Raw genomic sequence first — 21596 nt, 5'->3', positions numbered from 1 at the left:
GCCTTATTGTGAGAAGGCGTTTAATGCGGCGTCGCTGGCTCTGGCTGGCGGCGCTGCCGCTCCTGTTGATGCTGATGCTGTGGAGCGCCGACCGGCTCTGGCCTCTGCCGCTGCGCGAAGTGCATCCTGCGCGTGTCGTCGTCACGGAAGCGGGCGTGCCGCTGTGGCGCTTTGCCGATGAAAACGGCATCTGGCGTTATCCCGTCTCTGTGAATGAGGTTTCGCCCCGCTATCTTGAGGCGCTGCTGAACTACGAAGACCGCTGGTTCTGGAAACACCCCGGCGTAAACCCTTTTTCCGTGCTGCGCGCCGCCTGGCAGGATCTACGGGCGGGCCATGTCGTTTCCGGCGGCAGCACGCTTACCATGCAGGTGGCGCGCTTATTGGATCCGCATCCGCGCACGCCTGGCGGCAAGCTTCGCCAACTGTGGCGAGCCCTGCAGCTGGAGTGGCACCTTTCAAAAACGGATATCCTCACGCTCTATCTTAACCGCGCGCCTTTCGGCGGTACGCTGCAGGGCGTGGGCGCAGCAAGCTGGGCCTATCTGGGCAAATCGCCTGAACGGCTGAGCTACGCCGACGCTGCGCTACTGGCAGTGTTGCCGCAGGCGCCGAGCCGGCTGCGTCCCGACCGCTGGCCGCAGCGCGCTCAGGCTGCGCGCGACAAAGTACTGCGGCGAATGGCGAAGGAAGGCGTCTGGAGCGACAGGCAGGTTAAAGAGTCCCTGCAAGAGCCAGTATGGCTCGCACCGCGTCAGATGCCGCAACTGGCGCCGCTCTTCGCCCGTCATCTGGCGCAGCGCGAGGCTGGCGTAAAAATTGTTTCCACGCTCGACGCCGCGCTTCAGCGGCAACTGGAGGCGCTGGCGCTTAACCTGAAAAGCCGTTTACCGGCTCGCAGCTCGCTGGCGATGCTGGTGGTGGACCATCAAAGCATGAAGGTGCGCGGCTGGGTTGGGTCAGCGGATATCGATGATGATAGCCGTTTTGGCCATGTGGATATGGTCACGGCCGTGCGCTCTCCAGGCTCGGTGCTTAAACCTTTTATCTATGGTTTCGCGCTGGATGACGGGCTGATTCATCCCGCCTCTTTACTACAGGATGTGCCGCGCCGTTTTGGCGATTACCGCCCCGGAAATTTCGACAGCGGTTTTAACGGCCCGGTCAGCATGAGCGAAGCGCTGGTGCGTTCGCTCAACCTTCCGGCGGTGCAGGTGCTGGAGGCCTATGGACCCAGACGTTTTACCGGCAGGTTGCGAAATGCCGGGCTACAGTTGCGGTTCCCGCCAGCGGCTGAGCCAAGCCTTGCGATTATTCTTGGCGGCGCGGGCGCCCGGCTTGATGAACTGGTCGCGGCGTATAGCGCCTTTGCCCGCCATGGTCGGGCAGGGCAATTGCGGCTAACGCCGCAGGATCCTTTACTTGAACGTCCGCTGATGTCGCAGGGCGCGGCGTGGATTATTCGCCGTATCCTGGCGAATGAAGCGCAACCGCTGCCGGACAGCTCGCTGCCGCAGACCGTGCCGCTGGCGTGGAAAACCGGCACCAGCTATGGCTACCGCGACGCCTGGGCCATTGGCATCACGGCGCAATATGTCATTGGCGTCTGGACAGGAAGACCCGACGGTACGCCGGTCGCAGGGCAGTTTGGTTTCGCCAGCGCCGTGCCGGTACTCAATCAGATCAACAATCTGTTGCAGGCAGGCGTACAGAGCCAGCGCATCGCGCAGCCGGTCGATCCGCGTCCCGCTTCGGTGACTTCCGGCGCGATCTGCTGGCCTGGCGGGCAAACTCTGCCTGCGGGCGACCCGAACTGTCGTCGCCGGCTTGCGACCTGGCTGCTGGACAACAGCGAACCGCCAACGCTGCTGGCGCAGGGGCAGGAGAGTAACCAGGGCATCGTTCGCCCTGTCTGGCTTAACAAGAAAGGCGAGCGTGTGGCGGCCGATTGTCCCGAGGCGATAAAAAAGGACGTTCTGCTTTGGCCTTTGCCTCTGGAGCCCTGGCTTCCGGCGTCAGAGCGTCGTGCGGCGCGCTTGCCGCCTGCCTCAGCAAGCTGCCCGCCAATGCAGGCGGAGGATGTCGCGCCGCTGCTGATTTCCGGCGTAAGCGATGGCACCATAGTGAAACGGCTGCCCGGCCAGACCGCGCTCTCCTTACGCATTGTTAGCCAGGGCGGGCAGGGAAGGCGCTGGTGGTTTTTGAATGGCGAGCTGTTTGAAGCGAGTGGCAACAGCGTAACGTTAATGCCGCAAAAAAGCGGTGAATATCAATTAGTGGCGCTGGATGAGGCGGGACAAACGGCGGTGGCGCGCTTTACTTTGCAGTAAGCCAAAATGGTGAAAAAGGCGCTTTAGGCATGAACTGTTGCTAAAGGTAACATTATTTTAAAAAAATGTTACTCCGAACCATAGGCAAGGCTGACGTTGCTCATTATAATCGGCGCCAATTTCAGTCCGGCCTGCCGGGTAAACAGAACAATTACAGAGGTAATCATGGCAATTGAACGTACTTTCTCCATCATCAAGCCGAACGCCGTAGCTAAAAACGTTATCGGCAGCATCTTTGCTCGTTTTGAATCCGCTGGTTTCAAAATTGTTGGCACCAAAATGCTGCATCTGAGCGTTGAGCAGGCTCGCGGCTTCTATGCTGAGCACGAAGGTAAACCGTTCTTTGACGGCCTGGTGGAGTTCATGACTTCCGGCCCGATCGTGGTTTCCGTACTGGAAAGCGAAAACGCGGTACAGCGTCACCGCGACCTGCTGGGCGCAACCAACCCGGCAAACGCGCTGGCTGGCACTCTGCGTGCTGACTACGCTGACAGCTTCACTGAAAACGGCACTCACGGTTCCGACTCTGTAGAATCCGCTGCGCGCGAAATCGCCTACTTCTTCAGCGAAGGCGAAGTTTGCCCGCGCACCCGCTAATCGCTGTAACACCGAAGCGCCGCGGGAGGTTTATTTTTTCTGCGCCGCTTTAAGCGATGGCATCCATGCCATAGAATTTGTACAATACTGCGCCCCGGACGAGCGTGTCTGCTCACCGGGGCGTCTCTTTTTAACCCTCCAGGGGCCATAACGTGTAATAACGAGGCCGGAATACATTATGTCTGAACACATTGTCACGCCTGAGCTCGCCTCAGCAGCAACCGCTTCCAAAGCTGAAAAAATCAACCTGCTCGACCTGAACCGTCAGCAAATGCGCGAATTCTTCAAAACGCTTGGCGAAAAGCCTTTTCGCGCCGATCAGGTGATGAAATGGATGTATCACTATTGCTGTGATGATTTCGATGAGATGACCGACATCAACAAGGTGTTGCGCGGCAAGCTCAAAGAGGTGGCGGAAATCCGTGCGCCGGAAGTCGTTGAAGAACAACGTTCTTCCGACGGCACCATAAAATGGGCCATCGCCGTAGGCGACCAGCGCGTGGAAACGGTTTATATCCCGGAAGACGATCGCGCTACCCTGTGCGTCTCTTCACAGGTTGGCTGCGCGCTGGAGTGTAAATTCTGCTCTACCGCACAGCAGGGTTTTAACCGTAACCTGCGCGTTTCAGAAATTATCGGCCAGGTATGGCGCGCGGCCAAAATTATTGGCGCGGCGAAAGTGACCGGCCAGCGTCCTATCACCAACGTGGTGATGATGGGTATGGGCGAACCGTTGCTGAACCTCACCAATGTGGTGCCGGCGATGGAGATCATGCTGGATGATTTCGGTTTTGGTCTGTCGAAACGTCGCGTTACGCTGTCTACCTCGGGCGTCGTGCCAGCGCTGGACAAGCTTGGCGATATGATTGACGTGGCGCTGGCCATTTCCCTGCACGCGCCGAACGATGAAATCCGTGACGAAATTGTCCCGATCAATAAAAAGTACAATATCGAGACTTTCCTGGCGGCAGTGCGTCGTTATCTGGAAAAATCCAACGCTAATCAGGGCCGCGTTACCATTGAGTACGTCATGCTGGATCACGTCAACGATGAGACGGAGCATGCGCACCAGCTGGCGGAACTGCTGAAAGATACGCCGTGCAAAATTAACCTGATCCCGTGGAATCCCTTCCCTGGCGCGCCCTACGGACGGAGTTCTAACAGCCGTATCGACCGTTTCTCCAAGGTGCTGATGAGCTACGGTTTCACCACCATCGTGCGCAAAACGCGCGGCGATGATATCGACGCGGCATGCGGCCAGCTGGCTGGCGACGTAATCGACCGCACCAAGCGTACGATGCGTAAGCGTATGCAGGGTGAACCTATCGCCGTTAAGGCAGTCTGACAGGCAGACTAGCGGCGCGCTGGCGATGTTTACGCCAGCGCGCCGCTTGCAGGATAAAGAAGCGTAAGGTGTAAATAATTACGGTGCGTTTCTTCTCGCTTTGAGGCAGTATGTAGCGTCGCAACAACAGTTTAGCTTGGCCGATTCTGGCTGTTCTGTGCGCATTAAACAGACAGGGCATAAAAAGCTGGCTATGGTTAACTGACCAGAGGCGCGTGCGTTAACAATGATGCAGGCTTAACGGTGAAAGCACCGTCAATCCGCGGCATGACAGCGAGCACGTAAGCTTCAATGGGCAAACAGAGTTTTCGCGGTACGGGCGGGCAATACAGGAAACCGTAGAGTCGCCAGCCGGTGCCTGGTTCCTTAATTAAAACAGTACCAGCAGTTGTAGCTAATGAATACTGAAGCCACTCACGAACACAATGCAGCACAAACCACGGGCGAACGTCTTCGTCTTGCTCGTGAACAACTCGGACTTAGCCAGCAGGTCGTGGCGGAACGCCTTTGCCTGAAGCTCTCTACAGTTCGCGATATCGAAGAGGATAAAGCGCCTGCCGATCTGGCGTCGACTTTCCTGCGTGGCTACATCCGTTCCTATGCGCGCCTGGTGCATATTCCGGAAGAAGAACTGCTGCCGATGATGGCTAAGCAGGTGCCCGTTAAAACCGCCAAAGTCGCGCCGATGCAGACTTACGCGCTGGGCAAACGCCGTAAGAAACGCGACGGCTGGCTGATGAGCTTTACCTGGCTTATCCTGTTTGTGGTAGTCGGCCTGACAGGCGCCTGGTGGTGGCAGAACCACAAAGCGCAGCAGGAAGAGATAACCACCATGGCCGATCAGTCAAGCGCTGAACTGAACGCTTCCGGCGGCCAGGGCCAGGCCGTTCCCCTGAATACCGGCGACGCCGTCGCGGCTCAGGATCAATCCACCGTGCAGGCGACGCCGCCTGCCGATCTCCCGGACGAAACCAGCACCTCTGCCGCCAGTGCGCCCGCCGCTACGGCGCAAACCAGCGCGCCGACCGCGACGCCGGTGCAGCCGCAGCAGCCGGCTGTCGTTTCGCCGAGCCAGGCGAACGTAGACGCCACAGCGCAGCAGCCTGCGCCTGCAGCCGGTCAGTTGCCGGTTGACCAGGCGGCGACGGCGCCTGCGGCGGATGCTAACGCGCTGGTAATGAACTTCACCGCCGATTGCTGGCTGGAAGTCACGGACGCTACGGGTAAGAAATTGTTCAGCGGGCTGCAACGTAAGGACGCTAACCTCAATCTTTCTGGCGAGGCGCCTTACAAACTCAAAATTGGCGCGCCGTCCGCAGTCCAGATCCAGTATCAGGGTAAACCGGTTGATTTAAGTCGTTTTATCAGAACTAACCAGGTTGCTCGTCTGACCCTCAATGCCGAACAATCAGTAACGCAGTAACAGACGGGCAGTGAGGGAGAAATTTCATGCATAACGCAGCGCCGATTCAACGCAGAAAGTCTAAACGTATTTATGTCGGCAATGTGCCGATCGGCGATGGGGCCCCCATCGCCGTTCAGTCGATGACCAACACCCGCACTACGGATGTAGAGGCGACGGTCAATCAGATCAAAGCGCTTGAGCGCGTGGGCGCCGACATCGTGCGCGTATCGGTTCCTACCATGGACGCCGCCGAGGCGTTTAAACTCATCAAGCAGCAAGTCAGCGTGCCGCTGGTGGCGGACATTCACTTCGACTACCGCATCGCCCTGAAGGTGGCGGAATATGGCGTCGATTGCCTGCGCATTAACCCCGGCAACATCGGCAACGAAGAGCGCATCCGCACGGTAGTAGACTGCGCGCGCGATAAAAATATTCCTATCCGCATCGGCGTGAACGCCGGATCGCTGGAAAAAGATCTGCAGGAAAAATATGGCGAGCCGACGCCGCAGGCGCTGCTGGAATCCGCCATGCGCCACGTCGATCATCTCGATCGTCTGAACTTCGATCAATTCAAGGTGAGCGTGAAGGCCTCCGACGTGTTCCTGGCGGTCGAATCTTATCGCTTGCTGGCAAAGCAGATCGATCAACCCCTGCATCTTGGGATCACCGAAGCGGGCGGCGCACGCGCGGGCGCCGTGAAATCAGCTATCGGCCTCGGTTTGCTGCTGTCTGAAGGTATCGGCGATACCCTGCGCATTTCGCTTGCCGCCGACCCGGTGGAAGAGATCAAAGTCGGCTTCGATATTCTCAAATCCCTGCGCATTCGTTCCCGCGGCATTAACTTCATCGCCTGCCCGACCTGCTCGCGCCAGGAGTTCGACGTTATCGGCACCGTGAACGCGCTGGAGCAGCGCCTGGAGGATATCATCACGCCGATGGATGTCTCTATTATCGGCTGTGTGGTAAACGGACCGGGCGAAGCGCTGGTTTCCACGCTTGGCGTAACCGGCGGCAACAAAAAGAGCGGCTTTTACGAAGAGGGCGTGCGTAAAGATCGTCTCGACAACGAAGAGATGATAAGCCAGCTTGAAGCGAAGATCCGCGCTAAAGCCGCCATGCTCGATGCAAGCCAGCGCATCAACGTGCAGCAACTGGAAAAATAAGGCAACTGGGAAGCGTCTGGCTTCCCGTGTATGATTGAACCCGCATGGCGCGTCGCGATTTGGCTGCGGGCCTGATTCGGGTTCATTTTTTGTATTGAATAAGAGAATAAACGTGGCAAAAAACATTCAAGCCATTCGCGGCATGAACGATTACCTGCCGGGCGAAACCGCCATCTGGCAGCGCATTGAAAGCACTCTCAAACAGGTGCTCGGCAGCTACGGTTACAGCGAAATTCGTTTGCCGATTGTAGAGCAGACCCCGTTATTCAAACGCGCCATCGGTGAAGTCACCGACGTGGTTGAAAAAGAGATGTACACCTTTGAGGACCGCAATGGCGATAGCCTGACTCTGCGTCCTGAAGGGACCGCGGGCTGCGTGCGCGCCGGTATTGAACATGGTCTTCTGTACAATCAGGAACAGCGCTTGTGGTACATCGGGCCGATGTTCCGCCACGAGCGTCCGCAAAAAGGGCGCTATCGTCAGTTCCATCAGTTGGGTGTTGAAGTATTTGGCCTGCAGGGGCCAGACATCGACGCTGAGTTAATCATGCTGACCGCTCGCTGGTGGCGCGCGCTCGGCATCGCTGACCACGTTTCTCTGGAGCTCAACTCTATCGGTTCGCTGGAAGCGCGCGCGAACTATCGTGATGCGCTGGTGGCTTTCCTTGAGCAGCACGTTGATAAGCTCGACGAAGACTGCAAACGCCGTATGTACAGCAACCCGCTGCGCGTGCTGGATTCTAAAAACCCGGAAGTGCAGGCGTTGCTCAACGATGCGCCGAAGCTTGGCGATTACCTGGATGACGAGTCACGCGCGCATTTCGCTGGTCTGTGCGCATACCTGGATGCGGCGGGCATCGGTTATAGCGTCAATCAGCGCCTCGTGCGCGGTCTCGATTACTACAACCGCACCGTGTTTGAGTGGGTGACCAGCAGCCTCGGCTCGCAGGGCACCGTCTGCGCGGGCGGGCGTTACGATGGCCTGGTCGAGCAACTTGGCGGTCGCACAACTCCGGCCGTTGGCTTCGCTATGGGTCTTGAGCGCCTCGTTTTACTGGTTCAGGCTGTGAATCCGGAATTTAAAGCCGATTCTGTTGTCGATATTTACCTGGTTGCTTCCGGCGACGGTACCCAGACGGCGGCGATGCTGCTGGCTGAAGCGGTACGCGATGCGTTCCCGGCAGGCAAGCTGATGACGAACTACGGCGGCGGCAACTTCAAAAAACAGTTCGCCCGCGCGGACAAGTGGGGCGCTCGCGTTGCGCTTGTGCTCGGCGAAAACGAAGTGGCGAACCGTCAGGTCGTCGTGAAGGACTTGCGTTCAGGTGAACAACAAACCGTCGCGCAAAGCGAGGTTGCGGCTCACCTGCAGGCGCTGCTGGGTTAATGTCCCCGGCGATTTATCGTTAAGGAGAAGGACAGCGTGGAAATCTACGAGAACGAAAACGACCAGGTTGACGCAGTAAAGCGTTTCTTTGCAGAGAACGGCAAAGCGCTGGCGGTCGGGGTGGTATTAGGGATTGGTGCGCTGGTAGGCTGGCGCTACTGGACAAGCCATGAAGTGGAGTCAGCGCGCAGCGCTTCGCTGGCCTATGACAATGCCGTTTCCGGCGTACGCGCCGATAATCCGCAATCGCTGACTGCCGTAGAGCAGTTCGCTGCGGAGAATAAAAACAACTACGGCGCGCTGGCGTCGCTGAAGCTTGCTCAGCAGTACGTTGATAAAAACGATCTGAACAAGGCTGCCGCGCAACTCCAGCAAGGGTTGAACAGCACGAAAGATGAAAATCTCCAGGCGCTTATTAATCTGCGTCTGGCGCGCGTTCAGGTTCAGCTTAAGCAGGCTGACGCGGCGCTGAAAACGCTGGAGTCGGTAAAAGGCGCGGGCTGGACGGCGATTGTCGCCGACCTGCGCGGTGAAGCGCTGCTGAGCAAAGGCGACAAGCAGGGTGCACGCGAGGCGTGGAGCAAAGGGGTGGAGAGCGATAGCTCCCCGGCGCTTCGTGAGATGATCCAGATGAAAATTAATAACTTGTCCGTCTGAGAGGGACCCGATGCAATTGCGTAAATTACTTCTGCCAGGGCTGCTTTCCGTTACGCTGTTAAGCGGGTGTTCACTGTTCAGCGGTGAAGAAGATGTGGTGAAAATGTCGCCGTTACCGACGGTTGAAAACCAGTTTGATCCGCAAACCGCATGGAGCGCTTCGGTAGGCGACGGGATTGGCGATTTTTACTCCAACCTGCACCCGGCTTTCCAGGATGGCACTGTCTACGCCGCGGACCGTCAAGGTGTTGTCAAAGCCATGAACATCGCCGACGGCAAAGAGGTCTGGCGCGTCGATCTTTCTGAGAAAACCGGCTGGCTTTCCCGCAACCGTCCGGCGCTGCTTTCCGGCGGCGTAACCGTCGCAGGGGCGCATGCTTATGTCGGCAGTGAAAAAGCGCAGGTCTACGCGCTTAACACCGCAGACGGCACTATTGCGTGGCAGACTCGCGTCGCGGGCGAAGCGCTTTCCCGTCCGATAGTCAGCGATGGCCTGGTGCTGGTGCACACCAGCAACGGCATTCTGCAGGCGCTTAACGAGAGCGACGGCGCTGTAAAATGGACCGTTAACCTGGATATGCCTTCGCTTTCTCTGCGCGGCGAATCTGCGCCGACCACCGCTTATGGCGCCGCCATCGTCGGTGGCGACAACGGTCGCGTCAGCGCGGTGTTGATGCAGCAGGGGCAGATGATTTGGCAACAGCGTATCTCCCAGGCGACAGGCGCAACCGAAATCGACCGCCTGAGCGATGTGGATACTACTCCGGTCGTGGTTAACGGCGTCGTTTATGCGCTCGCTTATAACGGCAACCTGACTGCACTGGATCTGCGCTCTGGCCAGATCATGTGGAAACGTGAACTCGGTTCGGTGAATGATTTCGTCGTTGACGGCGGCCGTATCTACCTGGTTGATCAGAACGATCGCTTGTTGGCGCTTAACACCGAAGGCGGCGTCACGCTCTGGACGCAAAGCGATCTGCTGCACCGCAACCTCACCGCGCCAGCGTTGTATAATGGTTATCTGGTGGTGGGCGACAGTGAAGGCTATATGCACTGGATCAACACCGATGACGGCCGCTTTGTCGCTCAGCAGAAAGTTGACGGTTCAGGCTTCCTTACGGAACCGGTCGTCGCGAATGACAAACTGCTGATTCAGGCAAAAGACGGCACGCTCTACGCCATTACGCGTTAATCAGAACGGGCGTAGCACAGAAAAACGGCTCCTGAATCGCACAGGGGCCGTTTCCTGTTTTCTGGAACCCTGCTAAAACGGCGGGGTTTGATCATGATTTTTAGTAATGAGGCTTTGATAATGGTACCTGTGGTCGCGCTGGTCGGGCGCCCTAACGTCGGAAAATCCACCCTTTTTAACCGCTTAACTCGCACCCGTGATGCGCTGGTAGCGGATTTCCCGGGGCTGACTCGCGATCGCAAGTATGGTCGTGCTGAAGTGGAAGGCCGCGAGTTTATCTGCATCGATACCGGCGGTATCGACGGCACGGAAGAGGGCGTGGAAACGCGCATGGCGGAGCAGTCGCTGCTGGCGATTGAAGAGGCGGATGTCGTGCTCTTTATGGTCGATGCGCGCGCGGGCCTGATGCCGGCGGATGAAGCTATCGCCAAACATCTGCGCAGCCGCCAGAAGCCGACGTTTCTGGTCGCCAATAAAACGGACGGGCTGGATCCGGACCAGGCGGTAGCGGATTTCTACTCGCTGGGCCTTGGTGAAATTCATCCTATCGCTGCCTCTCACGGGCGCGGCGTGACCAGCCTGCTGGAGCAGGTGCTGATGCCGTGGATGGATGATATCAATCCGCCGGAAGAGGTGGACGAAGACGCCGAATACTGGGCGCAGTTTGAAGCGGAACAGAACGGCGAAGAAGCTGAGGAAGAAGAAGACGATTTCAATCCGCAGGATCTGCCGATTAAGCTCGCTATTGTCGGTCGTCCTAACGTTGGTAAGTCTACACTCACTAACCGTATTCTCGGCGAAGACCGCGTGGTGGTTTATGACATGCCTGGCACCACGCGCGACAGCATTTACATTCCGATGGAGCGTGATGGCCGCGAGTATGTCCTTATTGATACCGCAGGCGTGCGCAAGCGCGGTAAAATCACCGACGTGGTGGAGAAGTTCTCGGTTATTAAAACGCTGCAGGCCATTGAAGATGCGAACGTAGTGTTGCTGGTTATCGACGCTCACGAAGGTATTTCCGACCAGGATCTGTCGCTGCTCGGCTTTATTCTAAACAGCGGCCGCTCGCTGGTTATCGTGGTCAACAAATGGGACGGGCTTAGCCAGGAAGTAAAAGAGCAGGTGAAAGAGACGCTTGATTACCGTCTGGGCTTTATCGACTTCGCCCGCGTGCACTTTATCTCCGCGCTGCACGGCAGCGGCGTTGGCAACCTGTTTGAATCGGTACGCGAAGCGTATGACAGCTCAACCCGCCGCGTTAGCACCGCGCTACTCACGCGCATCATGAACATGGCGGCGGAAGATCATCAGCCGCCGCTGGTGCGCGGTCGTCGCGTGAAGCTGAAATATGCCCACGCGGGCGGTTATAACCCGCCGATTGTGGTTATCCATGGCAACCAGGTGAAAGACCTGCCGGATTCCTACAAGCGCTATCTGATGAACTATTTCCGCAAATCGCTGGAAGTAATGGGGACACCTATCCGCATTCAGTTCAAGGAAGGGGATAACCCATTCGCTAATAAGCGCAATACGCTGACGCCAAACCAGATGCGTAAGCGTAAGCGTCTGATCAAGCATATTAAGAAAGGCAAATAACGATTCACTAAAAATCATCAACTTTCTAAAAATACAGAAGCCCGCATTGCGCGGGCTTTTTTATCAGGGACTATCATAATGAGGCAGTTAACTCATAATCCCCTTGTACCCATGAGTGTACTCAATGGGTTGTGCTTATTTTTTTGGTACAAAAATCTTTACCCAATCATGATTTAGCCCGTACTGGGTACAACCGGATGCCAGTTATGCCGAAACTAACTGATATGCAGATTAAAGCCTGAATTAAAGCGAATGAACGATTTGAAGGTCGCCGCCAGACGATAAAATCCTGTGCTGATGGTGGGCGGAATGGTGAAACAGGCCCACTACAACGTAATGGGGGCCTCAGCCGTCAGAACTCTCGTGATAAGGTGATATATCCGTTGTACCGTACTGAGCATTCATCGTCATTGGCGAACGCTGACGAAATGAACTCATCACGTTTGCCGTTTTTATCCGTAAACGTGTATTTCGCCGTCACGGTCAGTACATGCCCATCGTGATACATGCTGTAGTAATCGCTCTCAGAAAGCCTGAGATCAGCTGATTTCTTTAAGTCGGCCTGGCTATCTGCAATCGCCATTTTTCTGGCGAATACCTCAGACACAGGCAGCACATCAAGCACCTCCACGGTTGTTTTGCTGTACTGGATAGATGTCAGGTCGATGCCGAGATCGTTCTTTATGCTGGTCAGTAACATACCTTCGACATAATGCCCTGGTGCTGCGCATTCGCTACCGGGAGTAGCTGCCATTGCAAATACAGGCATCAGAACTACAGCCAGTACATATCCGCGGATCATCGTACAACCTCCAGCGACGCCCCTGTATCTTTGCTCACAAGGAGGCGGGTTGAATGGCTCATGATCATACAGCCTTCGGAAGCGAATCCGGCAATACCAACACGCTTATCAGCGTGCATACGGAATGTGTGCATATCGCGTGCGTAGGAATTACCGCTGATATGTTTCAAGGTGATGGTGAGCGGCCCTTTGCTCGTTCCTGTACTGCCTATCTTCCACATACCGCGAGGAATGGGCCCCGGGCCGCGTACCTGCTCACGGTCTGGATTGTTTTTATTGGTTAGTGCGCCGGAGTAGCCCGTTTCAATTAATTTGCCGTTGCGAAACAGTTCGCCAGTACTTTGCTTATAAAGCCATTTAGCCATGAGTGATCTCCTTATGCTGTTTTACGTTCTTTCCAGCTATCGGCGTGCTGGATGTTGCCATCGACATAGTTCCACGTGATTTTTTCGTAACGCAGGCCTACATGCTCTATATGACCCTGTTTTTCGAAGTCGGGATCTTTGGTATCAAACATAATTGGCACAACGTGGCACACCTTCACGCTCTCCAGCACGGCATTGAAATATTCTTCTTCTATGCCGTTATTGTTGATGCGGTAGTATCGGAAGATAGCTTTTGTCAGCGTGCGGCCTGTTGTCAGTGCGCGATATAAAAGTGGGGATGATGGGTCGATTTCTTTTTCTAAAGTATATGCCTCATGCTGGCGTGTACCGGTAGCAGAGCCGGTCATATCGTCGGTGGGGATAAACACGTCGTGCTGCATACCCACCAGCTCTATGCTTCCCTCTCGTCCGTTAACATCAACACCGCCTTTCAGTAGCTTTCCGTCCTCCTCGTAAAGCCATAGATAAACGGGTATTGAAATTGGGGTAACTCCTTGTTGCTGTATGAAATTCGGTTAACCATACCGCGCAACAAGTTGTGTAAATGTAATGATTGATTTGCATGAATTAACCATCATTTGCGTGGGTGATGGTATGGCGTGGTCTATTGATGCGGGTTGCCAAAAGCGGGTGGGGGAAAGGAAAAATCTCTGGAAGCCATAGCCTGTTTGGCGGCTCGCTTGGGTCGAATTTTTGCACCCGCGAGATTAAAAAACTCCACTGCGCAAAAACAGAAAATCTTTGCGCAAAACTCAAGTGCGCAGAACAGCTAAAATGAGGCTACAGGCCGTGTCAAAGCTGGGTTTTATATTGCGCAAAATCGGGTATTACCTGATCCAGAAAGATCCGCTTTTTTTGGGTAGTGCGCAGAAAAAAGCTGAACAAAATACTTCCCCGCCAGCTAAGTAAAGTTGCGCCCTTGCTGCGATGTTATCCGATCTACAGCCACGTGAAATACGTGGTCGTGATGCGCTTTAAATAGGGTGGAAACCGGTACGCAGCAGTAAGTTAAAAAGTACGTAATTGCTTGATCACTGGTAGTGATTTACGCCATCAATATGCGTAGGATTGAGTAATTCTCGCTGGTTGATAATTGTGCAAATAGTTGAGCACTTTCTCATTTCGTGTGCACAAAGGTGAGCACAATCAATGTGATAAGTGATTAATTCCTTTTAAAACAACCAATAAGATCTTATTTGTTCTTCACATTAAGAAAGGCAAATAAGCCACGGTTTCCCGTGCGATGGCGCGGGAAGCGCGCTTAAAGAGAGCGTTAAGCCAATAAGGAGGCGTTATGGAAACTATCTGCCCTGATTGCCGCCAGCCGCTGGAGCAGACAGCAGGCGGCGCGCACTGCGCCAAGTGCGATAAAGATTTCCAACTGGAGCCGCGTTGCCCTGACTGCCACCAGCCGCTTGAGGTGCTGAAGGCCTGTGGCGCGGTGGACTACTTCTGTCAGAACGGCCACGGCCTTATTTCAAAAAAACGCGTTGACTGGCAGCCTGTCCCACGCTAATCGCAGACACAATCTTCGCCGCGCCGCCACAGCTCTTCCAGCTCTGGCGGCGCTTTTGTTTCCGGCACCAGAACAATCACATCAGCGTAATGGGCGCTGTTATGGTGCGTCCAGGTTATCTGGATGCGGTAATAACGCTGGTCGCCGCGGCCCGGTGAATCGGGCTCGCCGGGCGGTTTCGCTACCGGTAAGGTCTGCTGCAGAATATTCACTATGCGCTGGCGCTGCGCTTCATTAAGCTGGGCGAGAATAATTCGCCTCAGCCCGCTCAGGCGGGGAATAAACGCCACCCCGCCTTCTCGCGCCAGCTCAATGACGGCATCGTCCGTCAGCGTCGGCAACTCATTCATTACAATACTCCCACCTGTTTCCAGGCCGCTTCAATCGCATTAGCCACGCTGCTGCCGGAACGCGTGCCGCCATGCTCGATGGTCAGGCGGGCGAAGGCGGCAAAATCGGCGTTTTGTGCAAGTGAGCGGTCACATACCGTGTCATACCAGGCATAGCCCGCCTTCTCCCAGGCATAGCCGCCCAGCGCGGTAGCTGCAAGATAAAACGCATGGTTAGGGATGCCTGAGTTCAGGTGTACGCCGCCGTTATCTTCCCGGGTTTTTATAAAATCATTCATATGAGCCGGTTGCGGATCTTTTCCCAGCAGCGGATCGTCATAAGCGGTGCCCGGCGCTGACATCGAGCGCAACCCTTCGCCGTTAATTCCTTCTGCAAGCAACCCTTCGCCGATTATCCAGTCCGCTTCCGTCGCCGTTTGTCCAAGGTGGTACTGTTTAACCAGCGAGCCAAAGACATCTGAGAGCGACTCATTCAGCGCGCCGGCTTGCTCAAAATAAATCAGTCCGGCTTCGGTTTCGGTAACGCCGTGGCTGAGCTCGTGGGCGACCACGTCAATGGCGATGGTAAAACGGTTGAAAATTTCGCCGTCACCGTCGCCAAACACCATCTGCTGGCCGTTCCAGAAGGCGTTCTGGTACTCCTCGCCGTAATGCACCGTGCCGCTAAGCACCAGGCCCTTGTTATCCAACGAATCGCGCTGATAAATTTTCCAGAAGAATTCATGCGTTACGCCCAGATAGTCATACGCCTCGTCTACCGCCACGTCGCCATTTGAGGGCTGGCCTTCTTTGCGCACCGATTCGCCCGGCAGAGACTGGGTGTTATTCGCATCATAAATATCGCGGATGAGCTCGCCCCTGGCGACAGCCTGCGGGGCATGGGGTTTGGCATGGCCTTCGGCCATCAGCGTCTGCACATGGGTTAGCGTCTGGCGCGCATACCGCTGCTGATGTTCGTTGCCGTGGTCGATAATACGGCGAAGGATATAGGGAGGAATAACGGTAGGATAACGGGACTGGATCATGCTGCTCTCCTTCTGGCGGGAAATGCCGATTAAAAAAGGAACAGCAGCAGTATAGTTGGCGAAGCGCCGGAGCGTCAGGCGCTTTTAGGTTTACGCGATTTTTTTATCGGCGCGATGGCGGTAACCTGGCTTTCCACTATGCCATCCGCAAGACGGGTGGTGAGCTTGTCGCCCGCCTGAACCTGTCGCGTTTGCTTAAGCAGCTTGCCGTCCGCCGCCTGCGTGACGCTATAGCCGCGCGCGAGCGTCGCGAGCGGGCTTACCGCCTCCAGGTGCGCGGCAAGCGTACCGAAGCGCTCGCGGGAAGCGCCAAGTCGTAAACTTAGCGCCTGCGACAGGCGATATTCGTGCTGCTGCAGGCGGCTTTGCAGACGATGAATGCGCGGCAGCGGCGTGTGCTGAGAGAGCCGTTGAGAGAGCCGCTGCTGATGCAGTGAAGCGCGCCGCAGGCGGGCGTCTATCGCCGTATCAAGGCGCTGCTTCAGACGCACCAGTTCAGTCTGCTGGCGGGCCAGCCGCAGCTGCGGATGCTGCTGTTGCAGACGATGCTGCAAACGCGTGAAGCGCTGGTTATTGCTTGCAAGAAAATAATCCATCGCCATCTCCAGCCTTTGCTGCTGCGACTGGATCTGGCGCAGCAGTTCAAGCTGGTTGCGGCTGACTATCTCCGCTGCCGCAGAAGGGGTCGGAGCGCGCAGGTCGGCGACAAAGTCGGCGATGGTTACGTCAGTTTCATGGCCGACGGCGCTGACGATGGGAATGCGGCTGGCGAAAATCGCTCGCGCCACGCGTTCGTCGTTAAAGCTCCACAAATCTTCCAGCGAGCCGCCGCCGCGCCCGACGATCAGCACGTCGCACTCATCCCTGCGGTTGGCAAGCTCAATGGCGCGCACAATTTGCCCCGGCGCATCGTCGCCCTGTACGGCCGTTGGGTAGATAACCACCGGCAGCGACGGGTCGCGGCGTTGCAGCACGTGCAGCACATCATGCAGCGCCGCGCCGGTTTTCGACGTAATGACGCCCACCTGGCGGGCCGGGGAGGGGAGCGGTTTTTTCAGGCTCTGGTCAAAAAGCCCTTCCGCGGCGAGGCGCTGCTTAAGCTGCTCGTAGCGCTGCTGCAAAAGCCCTTCGCCCGCAGGCTGCATGCTCTCGACGATTATCTGGTAGTCGCCGCGCGGCTCATAAAGCGTGATGTTAGCCCGCACCAGCACCTGTTGGCCGTGCTGAGGCCGGAAAGTGACGCGGCGGTTGCTGTTGCGAAACATCGCGCAGCGCACCTGCGCGGAATCGTCTTTCAGCGTGAAGTACCAGTGCCCGGAGGCGGGCTGGGTGAAATTAGAAATTTCGCCGCTTATCCAGACCTGGCCCATCTCCTGTTCCAGCAGCAGGCGGACCGTCTGATTCAGGCGGCTGACGGTAAAAATTCCGGAATTTTGCGTGGGTAACATGTGAGCTGGATCAAATTTTAAATCAGCGGGTTAATTAGTCGATAGTAACGCCGTTCAGTTCAATCGCAAGCATTTAACGTAAAAAAATGTGGAAGCAATCGGTTACGCTCTGTATAATGCCGCGGCAATATTTTATCTGTTCTCATTCACCCCAGGTTGAGATATTGCCCATGCTACGTATCGCTAAAGAAGCTCTGACGTTTGACGACGTTCTCCTCGTTCCCGCTCACTCTACCGTTCTGCCGAACACGGCCGATCTCAGCACGCAGCTGACTAAAACCATCCGCCTGAATATCCCTATGCTTTCCGCTGCGATGGATACGGTCACCGAAGCGCGTCTGGCTATCGCGCTGGCGCAGGAAGGGGGCATCGGCTTTATCCACAAAAACATGTCCATTGAGCGCCAGGCGGAAGAAGTTCGCCGCGTGAAAAAACATGAAAGCGGCGTGGTAACCGACCCGCAGACCGTACTGCCGACCACCACCCTGCGCGAAGTGAAAGAGCTGACCGAGCGTAACGGCTTCGCCGGCTATCCGGTTGTGACCGAAGATAACGAGCTGGTGGGCATTATCACCGGTCGCGACGTGCGTTTTGTCACCGACCTTTCTCAGCCGGTCAGCGTTTACATGACGCCGAAATCCCGCCTGGTCACCGTGCGCGAAGGCGAATCCCGTGAAGTGGTGTTCGCTAAGATGCATGAAAAACGCGTTGAAAAAGCGCTGGTTGTGGATGACAGCTTCCACCTGCGCGGCATGATCACCGTAAAAGACTTCCAGAAAGCGGAACGTAAGCCGAACGCCTGTAAAGACGAGCAAGGCCGTCTGCGCGTTGGCGCGGCAGTAGGCGCCGGCGCCGGCAACGAAGAGCGCGTGGATGCGCTGGTGGCCGCAGGCGTCGACGTATTGCTGATTGACTCCTCTCACGGTCACTCTGAAGGCGTGCTGCAGCGTATTCGCGAAACCCGTGCGAAATACCCGAACCTGCAAATCATCGGCGGCAACGTGGCGACCGCGGCGGGCGCGAAAGCGCTGGCGGATGCGGGCGTAAGCGCGGTGAAAGTGGGCATCGGCCCGGGTTCTATCTGCACCACCCGCATCGTCACCGGCGTTGGCGTGCCGCAGATCACGGCCGTAGCCGATGCCGTTGAGGCACTGGAAGGCACTGGCATTCCGGTTATCGCCGACGGCGGCATTCGCTTCTCCGGCGATATCGCAAAAGCTATCGCGGCGGGCGCAAGCGCGGTAATGGTCGGCTCAATGCTTGCTGGCACCGAAGAATCGCCGGGTGAAATCGAGCTCTATCAGGGCCGTTCTTACAAATCTTATCGCGGCATGGGTTCGCTTGGCGCGATGTCCAAAGGCTCCTCAGACCGTTACTTCCAGACCGATAACGCCGCCGACAAGCTGGTGCCGGAAGGCATCGAAGGCCGCGTGGCTTATAAAGGCCGTCTGAAAGAGATTATTCACCAGCAGATGGGCGGCCTGCGTTCCTGTATGGGCCTGACCGGCTGTGCTACCATCCACGAACTGCGCACCAAAGCGGAATTCGTGCGCATCAGCGGTGCGGGCATCCAGGAAAGTCACGTACACGACGTGACCATCACCAAAGAGTCCCCGAACTACCGTATGGGCTCCTGATTTTCCTAGCCCGGCCATGTGCCGGGCGATTTACTTTAATGCACTTGCCTCGGAATTAGCGTCAATGACGGAAAATATCCATAAACATCGCATTCTCATTCTTGATTTCGGCTCGCAGTATACGCAGCTGGTTGCCCGCCGCGTGCGTGAACTGGGCGTTTACTGCGAACTTTGGGCTTGGGATGTCACTGAAGCACAGATTCGTGAGTTTAACCCGAACGGGATTATTCTTTCCGGCGGCCCGGAAAGCACCACCGAAGAGAACAGCCCTCGCGCGCCGCAGTATGTTTTTGAAGCGGGCGTGCCGGTGCTGGGCGTTTGCTATGGCATGCAGACCATGGCGATGCAGCTCGGCGGTCATGTTGAAGGCTCTAACGAGCGTGAGTTCGGTTATGCGCAGGTAGAGGTGCAAACCGACAGCGCGCTGATCCATGGTATTGAAGACGCGCTGAGCGCGAGCGGCAACCCGCTGCTGGACGTGTGGATGAGCCACGGCGACAAAGTGACCGCTATTCCGTCCGACTTCGTCACCGTCGCCAGCACCGAAACCTGCCCGTTCGCCATTATGGCTAACGAAGAAAAACGTTTCTACGGCGTGCAGTTCCATCCGGAAGTAACCCACACGCGCCAGGGCCTGCGTATGCTGGAGCGCTTCGTGCGCGATATTTGTCAGTGTGAAGCGCTATGGACGCCGGCAAAAATTATTGACGACGCGGTTGAGCGCATCCGCCAGCAGGTGGGTGATGATAAAGTTATCCTCGGCCTCTCCGGCGGCGTGGATTCTTCCGTTACAGCGATGCTGCTGCATCGCGCCATCGGAGACCGTCTGACCTGCGTGTTCGTGGACAACGGCCTGCTGCGCCTGAATGAAGCTGAGCAGGTGATGGACATGTTCGGCGACCATTTTGGTCTCAACATTGTTCACGTACCGGCGGAAGCGCGCTTCCTGGAAGCGCTGGCGGGCGAAAATGACCCTGAAGCGAAGCGTAAAATCATTGGCCGCGTTTTTGTGGAAGTGTTCGACGAAGAAGCGCTGAAGCTTGAAGATGTGAAATGGCTGGCGCAGGGCACCATCTATCCGGATGTGATTGAATCCGCCGCGTCCGCGACCGGCAAAGCGCACGTTATCAAATCTCACCATAACGTCGGCGGTCTGCCGAAAGAGATGAAGATGGGCCTCGTTGAGCCGCTGAAAGAGCTGTTCAAAGACGAAGTGCGTAAGATTGGTCTGGAGCTGGGCCTGCCGTACGACATGCTTTATCGCCATCCGTTCCCGGGGCCGGGCCTCGGCGTTCGCGTGCTGGGCGAAGTGAAGAAAGAATATTGCGATCTGCTGCGTCGCGCCGACGCTATCTTCATCGACGAGCTGCGCCGCGCCGATCTCTATAACAAAGTCAGCCAGGCATTCACCGTCTTCCTGCCGGTTCGCTCCGTTGGCGTGATGGGCGATGGCCGTAAATATGACTGGGTCGTTTCTCTGCGCGCGGTCGAAACTATCGACTTCATGACCGCACACTGGGCGCACCTGCCGTACGATTTCCTCGGCCGCGTTTCCAACCGCATCATCAATGAAGTGAACGGCATCTCCCGCGTGGTGTATGACATCAGCGGCAAGCCGCCAGCGACGATCGAGTGGGAATAATTAGATGACCCTTCCTGTGTTTTCATGAACAGGTAAAAGTGAATATAACCCTCTGTTTATACAGAGGGTTTTCTTTATGCGCATTCATGAATTTTCTATGTGGTGCACCGTTTATGGTACTCAGTGTCTGCTTATGTTATAGGGTCCTGTGACCAGCAGGAACGGGAAAACGCCATTGCTTTGCTCAAGCAGGTGACTTTAAGTACACGCTTACGGTAAAGCACTATATCGACAAAATAACGCCGTTCCTGCGCCGTGTTGATATTAAACCATGCCCGGTTATTGCAGATTTACCCTGAACTACTGAAAATTGGCTGCGCCAAATACCGTGAGTTTAACCATGGTGAAGATTACCGGGTTTTGTATTCCGTAGACGGCCCCTTAGTGGCCGCGCATGCTATCCTGGCACATCGGCAGGATCTCCAGCCGTTACTGTTTAAGCGTCTGATAATAGCCTGATAACAACCTTTTTTATTTCCTGATAACGTCATTAAAGCCCTCTGCTGCGCGGAGGATTTTTATTAACCCGAAGGAAAGTGGATAGTATTTTGCTTTATTAATAAGCGGTAAAAACAGGTATATAAACCCGATAATTCCAGCGTCCGGCATGGCGAATAAAGTGAATTTCTAAGATTAAACACGCCGCGTTTGCCGCTCAGATTTTATTAACGTGATTAACGCAACCAGCAAGCCAGACAGGTTATGGCTTCGATACGGCCTTTTCTTTGGGCGCGATAGATTAAACCTTGTTCATTAAGCATCACTAAAGGCGAAAATAATCCCACCGCGCCGCTCGGGCAGTGTCAACTCAGGGTAGAATAGCGATTAGCGTGGCGACGTAGTTTCGATAGTCAGACTGGATTGCTGTGCCTGAACTTTGTCCTGGTAGTGATACCATGCGCCTACAGCGGAGTAGACAAAGCGGCCAAAGAGGAAGAGAAAGCTGATAAGCAGCACAATGCGGGTCATGCGGCTGTTAAAACGGTGTCGTTTTCGTATTCGTAAGGGGGAGGTGGCCTGTGTCACACCAGTATCCTTCAGGTTTGCCCGGCAGCTGCGGGCGACGTTGCTATTAAGGCACAGCGTGACGAACAGGTCAATTCTTCATCATGTAA

At 56.0% G+C, this 21596-nt stretch carries 19 protein-coding genes and 2 pseudogenes; 14 read left to right on the top strand and 7 right to left on the bottom strand.

Features of this window, described 5'->3' with window-relative positions:
• The first annotated feature begins 23 nt into the window (after positions 1-23).
• From pbpC to der, 9 genes are all read left to right on the top strand, one after another.
• Positions 24-2330 (top strand): peptidoglycan glycosyltransferase PbpC, encoded by a 2307-nt coding sequence (gene pbpC, locus ACU4F7_RS16660; RefSeq protein WP_481637379.1) that lies wholly within the window; start codon positions 24-26, stop codon positions 2328-2330.
• A 165-nt stretch (positions 2331-2495) separates the two neighbouring features.
• Positions 2496-2927 (top strand): nucleoside-diphosphate kinase, encoded by a 432-nt coding sequence (gene ndk / locus ACU4F7_RS16655; RefSeq protein WP_029593599.1) that lies wholly within the window; start codon positions 2496-2498, stop codon positions 2925-2927.
• Between the two features lie 178 nt (positions 2928-3105).
• Positions 3106-4272 (top strand): dual-specificity RNA methyltransferase RlmN, encoded by a 1167-nt coding sequence (gene rlmN, locus ACU4F7_RS16650; RefSeq protein ID WP_024558739.1) that lies wholly within the window; start codon positions 3106-3108, stop codon positions 4270-4272.
• Between the two features lie 397 nt (positions 4273-4669).
• On the top strand, positions 4670-5695 hold the full coding sequence (gene rodZ / locus ACU4F7_RS16645; RefSeq protein WP_481637378.1) for a cytoskeleton protein RodZ: 1026 nt from the start codon (positions 4670-4672) through the stop codon (positions 5693-5695).
• 26 nt (positions 5696-5721) lie between these two features.
• Positions 5722-6840 (top strand): flavodoxin-dependent (E)-4-hydroxy-3-methylbut-2-enyl-diphosphate synthase, encoded by a 1119-nt coding sequence (gene ispG, locus ACU4F7_RS16640; RefSeq protein ID WP_024558737.1) that lies wholly within the window; start codon positions 5722-5724, stop codon positions 6838-6840.
• A gap of 112 nt (positions 6841-6952) precedes the next feature.
• A complete protein-coding gene (hisS, locus tag ACU4F7_RS16635) occupies positions 6953-8227 on the top strand; it encodes a histidine--tRNA ligase (protein WP_481637377.1) in 1275 nt (424 codons plus the stop codon).
• Positions 8228-8263: 36 nt separating this feature from the next.
• Positions 8264-8884, top strand: coding sequence for a YfgM family protein (locus ACU4F7_RS16630; protein WP_024558735.1), 621 nt, complete (start codon positions 8264-8266; stop codon positions 8882-8884).
• Between the two features lie 10 nt (positions 8885-8894).
• A complete protein-coding gene (gene bamB, locus ACU4F7_RS16625; protein WP_481637376.1) occupies positions 8895-10076 on the top strand; it encodes an outer membrane protein assembly factor BamB in 1182 nt (393 codons plus the stop codon).
• 120 nt (positions 10077-10196) lie between these two features.
• Entirely contained in the window at positions 10197-11675 is a 1479-nt protein-coding gene (gene der / locus ACU4F7_RS16620) for a ribosome biogenesis GTPase Der (protein WP_024558733.1), read from the top strand.
• Positions 11676-12027: 352 nt separating this feature from the next.
• On the opposite strand, the gene ACU4F7_RS16615 is transcribed toward der, so the two are convergent.
• From ACU4F7_RS16615 to tssD, 3 genes are read right to left on the bottom strand one after another with little or no spacing between them, the layout of a single operon-like run.
• Positions 12028-12477: a hypothetical protein gene (locus tag ACU4F7_RS16615; protein ID WP_029593596.1), complete on the bottom strand. Its 450-nt coding sequence runs from the start codon at positions 12475-12477 to the stop codon at positions 12028-12030.
• On the bottom strand, positions 12474-12842 hold the full coding sequence (locus ACU4F7_RS16610; RefSeq protein ID WP_029593595.1) for a DUF2778 domain-containing protein: 369 nt from the start codon (positions 12840-12842) through the stop codon (positions 12474-12476). The genes ACU4F7_RS16615 and ACU4F7_RS16610 overlap by 4 nt, the downstream gene beginning before the upstream one ends.
• 11 nt (positions 12843-12853) lie before the next feature.
• Positions 12854-13297, bottom strand: a complete 444-nt coding sequence (gene tssD, locus ACU4F7_RS16605; RefSeq protein ID WP_481638746.1) for a type VI secretion system tube protein TssD — start codon at positions 13295-13297, stop codon at positions 12854-12856.
• Positions 13298-14157: 860 nt separating this feature from the next.
• Here tssD and ACU4F7_RS16600 point away from each other — a divergent pair.
• On the top strand, positions 14158-14379 hold the full coding sequence (locus ACU4F7_RS16600; RefSeq protein ID WP_029593593.1) for a zinc ribbon domain-containing protein: 222 nt from the start codon (positions 14158-14160) through the stop codon (positions 14377-14379).
• Here the strand turns inward: ACU4F7_RS16600 and ACU4F7_RS16595 are convergent.
• From ACU4F7_RS16595 to xseA, 3 genes are all read right to left on the bottom strand, one after another.
• Positions 14376-14729, bottom strand: coding sequence for a protealysin inhibitor emfourin (locus ACU4F7_RS16595; RefSeq protein WP_024558728.1), 354 nt, complete (start codon positions 14727-14729; stop codon positions 14376-14378). The genes ACU4F7_RS16600 and ACU4F7_RS16595 overlap by 4 nt on opposite strands.
• Entirely contained in the window at positions 14729-15754 is a 1026-nt protein-coding gene (locus ACU4F7_RS16590; protein WP_029593592.1) for a M4 family metallopeptidase, read from the bottom strand. Before ACU4F7_RS16590 ends, ACU4F7_RS16595 begins: the two co-directional genes overlap by 1 nt.
• 74 nt (positions 15755-15828) lie before the next feature.
• Positions 15829-17202 (bottom strand): exodeoxyribonuclease VII large subunit, encoded by a 1374-nt coding sequence (xseA, locus tag ACU4F7_RS16585; RefSeq protein ID WP_029593591.1) that lies wholly within the window; start codon positions 17200-17202, stop codon positions 15829-15831.
• Positions 17203-17372: 170 nt separating this feature from the next.
• Between xseA and guaB the strand changes: the two genes are divergently transcribed.
• The 4 genes and pseudogenes from guaB to ACU4F7_RS16565 form a co-directional block, all read left to right on the top strand.
• Positions 17373-18839 carry an IMP dehydrogenase gene (gene guaB, locus ACU4F7_RS16580; RefSeq protein WP_029593590.1) on the top strand — a complete coding sequence of 489 codons (1467 nt, stop codon included), beginning with the start codon at positions 17373-17375 and terminating at the stop codon, positions 18837-18839.
• A 64-nt stretch (positions 18840-18903) separates the two neighbouring features.
• Positions 18904-20481, top strand: coding sequence for a glutamine-hydrolyzing GMP synthase (guaA, locus tag ACU4F7_RS16575; RefSeq protein ID WP_029593589.1), 1578 nt, complete (start codon positions 18904-18906; stop codon positions 20479-20481).
• Positions 20482-20604: 123 nt separating this feature from the next.
• Positions 20605-20700 (top strand): annotated as a pseudogene (locus ACU4F7_RS16570) (type II toxin-antitoxin system Phd/YefM family antitoxin); the annotation flags it as partial.
• 75 nt (positions 20701-20775) lie between these two features.
• Positions 20776-20940, top strand: a pseudogene (locus ACU4F7_RS16565) (type II toxin-antitoxin system RelE/ParE family toxin); the annotation flags it as partial.
• A gap of 366 nt (positions 20941-21306) precedes the next feature.
• Here ACU4F7_RS16565 and ACU4F7_RS16560 read toward each other — a convergent pair.
• Positions 21307-21507: a YfgG family protein gene (locus ACU4F7_RS16560; protein WP_229701866.1), complete on the bottom strand. Its 201-nt coding sequence runs from the start codon at positions 21505-21507 to the stop codon at positions 21307-21309.
• Positions 21508-21596 lie beyond the last annotated feature (89 nt).

Source organism: Franconibacter pulveris (genome assembly GCF_056780215.1).
Note: the sequence above shows the minus strand (reverse complement) of the source record. Positions and strands in the feature narration are given on the sequence as shown.